Annotated in this window: 2 protein-coding genes; both read right to left on the bottom strand. The window is 64.2% G+C overall.

The genetic code is table 11. The features are described 5' to 3' along the window. Window positions 1-206: 206 nt before the first annotated feature. The gene (locus EVC45_RS43880) at window positions 207-1,487 is read right to left on the bottom strand and encodes an SGNH/GDSL hydrolase family protein (protein ID WP_129964267.1); all 1,281 of its coding nucleotides are present in this window, start codon (window positions 1,485-1,487) and stop codon (window positions 207-209) included. Window positions 1,488-1,610: 123 nt separating this feature from the next. Beyond that, window positions 1,611-3,233, bottom strand: coding sequence for an NAD(P)/FAD-dependent oxidoreductase (locus EVC45_RS43875; protein ID WP_129964266.1), 1,623 nt, complete (start codon window positions 3,231-3,233; stop codon window positions 1,611-1,613). Between the last annotated feature and the right edge of the window lie 324 nt (window positions 3,234-3,557).

The raw sequence follows: 3,557 nt of genomic DNA, 5'->3' as shown, positions 1-3,557 counted from the left end.
TCCGCCGCCGCATTCCGCATCAAGCGCCCACACTTATCGGCTGTTAGTTTTTAAAGATCGATCCGCCCAACCCGCAGTGCCTGAACCACCACAACCGGCACCGCTTCGTTTGCGTCGCTGCGTCTGCAGCAGAGAAACGAGATTATGGAGACTCTCTCGCACCTCGTCAATACCTGATTTCAGTTTCGCTTAAAAAAAGTTGCCACTTACTTCCGGGCTGCGTCGATCACGGCCTCAACAGGAACCGCATCGGCCATAGCCGTGTAGCCCGCATCGCTCGGATGGATATGATCGCCGCTATCGAAAACCCGTTGCAGACGGTCCGGCTGGGCCCGGTCACGCAACGCCGCGTCGAAGTCGACAACGCCATCGAAAGCATGACTGGTCCGAATCCACTGATTTACGGCGAGTCGGGTGCTCTCCCGGTCGGGCGGCAGCGACGCCGGCGTCAGCGTCGCCCCGAACACCTTGACGCCATTGCGCCGCGCGCCCGCGATCACTCGCTGGTAACCGGCGATCAAATCGGCCGCCGTAACCGACGTGTGCGGGAAATCGCAGTCGAGCCCGCCATGAGGCGGCATTGCAGCAAAGTTGATGTCGTTGATGCCAATCAGCAGGATCGCCGCCTTGACCCCCGGACGTCGCAAAACGTCGCGCTCGAAGCGGCTCGCAAGCGCGTCGCCATAACAAGGCGAGTCGCTCAGAAGCCGGTTGCCACTGATGCCGAGATTCACGACCGCGGTCGATTGCGCGCCGCTCGCCGCCAGCCGCCGCGCCAGCGCGTCCGGCCAGCGACGGTTCTGGTTCAGGCTGGAGCGCATGCCATCGGTGATCGAGTCGCCGATCGCGGCCACGGCAACCGACGGTGCCGCCGCCTCCACCGACAAACCCGTGACCCATACATACTGTGTGAAACGGCCGCGAAAAGCCGCGGCGGACGCGTCGGCCGCGTGATTGCCGGGCTCCGACACATAATTCACCTGATTCGACACGCGGTGCCACGCGACGATCCGCTGCTCCGGTCCCATAAATGCACTAATCGCATACGGGACGCCCGCGGTCACGTCCATCGCGATCGGATCGCTGTCCAGCTCGCCGCCAGGCGGAACGCTAACGGCGCCCTTACCGCCAAACGTCACCCGACTGCCGACGCCCTCCAGCGCCGCCGCGCCGCCGGCCGAGCGCGCGATGCGCAACTCGTCGATGACGAGAGGCGTCTTGCCGTACTCATTACTCAGATGAATTCGCGCGGTCTTCCCCGACAACGTCGGATAAACCACTTGCCGAACCGTGCGCCCGGCAACTTCCGGCGCGCGATACAGCGGCGGCAACTCGGCCCGCTGTGGAATTGGTTGGAGCGCGGTCGCCCAAACGGCGACCCAATGCTCGGGCGCTTCGGCAGCGGACGCACTCGAGGAAACGACAAACGGAGCAAATTGGGCAAGCAGCGCCGCGCTGCATGCGGCAGCCAGGGTGCGAATGGTCATTCGAAGGATCGGTTCGAGGCGAAACGCGCATTGTGCCCGAACGACGCGGCAATCGCCGGCAATCGCCGGCAATCGCAGGAAGGTCCGCTTACCCAGGCGCCCGGCGGCTGCGTCCGCTCGGACTCATCCCGTTTGCTGACTCATGATCTTCAGCGCGACCGCTTCGGCGACCTCAATTCCGTCGATTGCCGCCGAGTAGATCCCGCCTGCATATCCCGCGCCCTCGCCGGCCGGATACAGCCCATTGACGTTGACACTCTGGTAGTCGTCGCCCCGACGCACGCGTACCGGCGACGACGTTCGCGTTTCGACGCCGGTCAGCACGGCGTCATGCATCGCGAAACCGGCTATTTTCTTCTCCATCTGAGGCAACGCTTCGCGAATCGCCTCGATCACGTAGTCGGGGAGCGCGGTGCTGAGATCGGTTGGCCGCACGCCCGGCTTGTACGACGGAACGACCGAGCCGAGCGAAGTGGACGGCCGCCCAGCGATGAAGTCGCCGACCAACTGCCCCGGCGCCATATAGTTACCACCGCCGAGTTCGAACGCCCGCTCTTCCCACTTGCGCTGGAACGCAATGCCAGCGAGCGGGCCGCCCGGATAGTCGTCTGGCGTGATGCCGACCACGATCCCCGCGTTCGCGTTGCGCTCCGCGCGCGAGTACTGGCTCATGCCGTTCGTCACGACGCGCCCCGGTTCCGACGTGGCCGCCACCACGGTGCCGCCCGGACACATGCAGAAGCTATAGACCGCACGCCCGTTGCTGCAGTGGTGCACCACCTTATAGTCGGCTGCGCCGAGCTGTTTGTGACCGGCAAACTTCCCAAACCGGCTGCGATCGATCACCCCCTGCGGATGCTCGATCCGGAAGCCGAGCGAAAACGGCTTCGCCTCGACGTGCACGCCGCGGTCATACAGCATCTGGAAAGTGTCGCGTGCGCTATGGCCGACCGCCAGCACCACGTGGTCGCAGCGCAGCGTCTCGCCGGTCGACAGCTTCAGCCCGCGCACCTGGCCGTTATCGATGTCGATGTCCTCGACACGCGTCTCGAAGCGCACCTCGCCGCCCAGTTCGTGAATGCTCGCGCGCATCTTCTCGACCATGCTGACGAGGCGAAACGTGCCGATATGAGGCCGGCTCAGATACAGAATGTCCTCCGGCGCACCGGCCCGCACGAATTCGTCGAGCACCTTGCGGCCATAGTGTTTCGGATCCTTGATCTGGCTGTAGAGCTTGCCATCCGAAAAGGTGCCCGCGCCACCCTCGCCGAACTGCACGTTCGATTCGGGATTCAGCACTGATTTGCGCCACAGGCCAAACGTATCCTTGGTGCGCTCGCGCACCGCCTTGCCGCGCTCGAGGATGATCGGCCGGAAGCCCATCTGCGCGAGGATCAGCCCCGCGAACAGGCCGCACGGCCCCATGCCGATCACGACCGGACGCGGCGTGCTCAGTTCGGCGGGCGCTTTGGCGACGAACTTGTAGCTCATGTCGGGCGTGACGCCGCAATGCGGCACGTCGGCGAGCCGCTTCAGCGCGGCCGCCTCATCCTTGAGCTCGACATCGATGATGTAGGTGAACTTGATGTCGGCGCGCTTGCGCGCGTCGTGCGCGCGGCGAAACACGGTGTATCGGATGAGCCCGTCCCGCGCCACGCCGAGTTCCGCGAGGCGCGCACGGATGGCGGCTTCGAGGGCGCTTTCGGGATGATCGAGCGGGAGTTTGATTTCGCTTAGACGTAACATGAGTACCGGAGATGCAAGTGGGCCGCAAATCGCGGCCAATTCGCAATTTTACCGGTAAGTGTCGGAGCGGGGTGACGGCCGGGCTCGAACCGCCGGCGCATCGAAACCGCGGCCATCCAGCGCGCCTGCTTCGACGTGCTAAATGACCCTATCAGCCCCATCACCCGTCCACAAAAAATTTATTAACCGACCGGTCGGTTGGTTTATACTACGCCGACACAGACCACTCCCTCAGAGAGCGTCCCTCATGTACACGCAATCCCTCGATATCCCCGGCAACGTCGCCCCGCTGGACGCGGACGCGAATTCGCCCGAACAGGCGCG

Source organism: Paraburkholderia sp. UYCP14C, from assembly GCF_004197395.1.
GTDB lineage: Bacteria > Pseudomonadota > Gammaproteobacteria > Burkholderiales > Burkholderiaceae > Paraburkholderia.
Note: the sequence above shows the minus strand (reverse complement) of the source record. Positions and strands in the feature narration are given on the sequence as shown.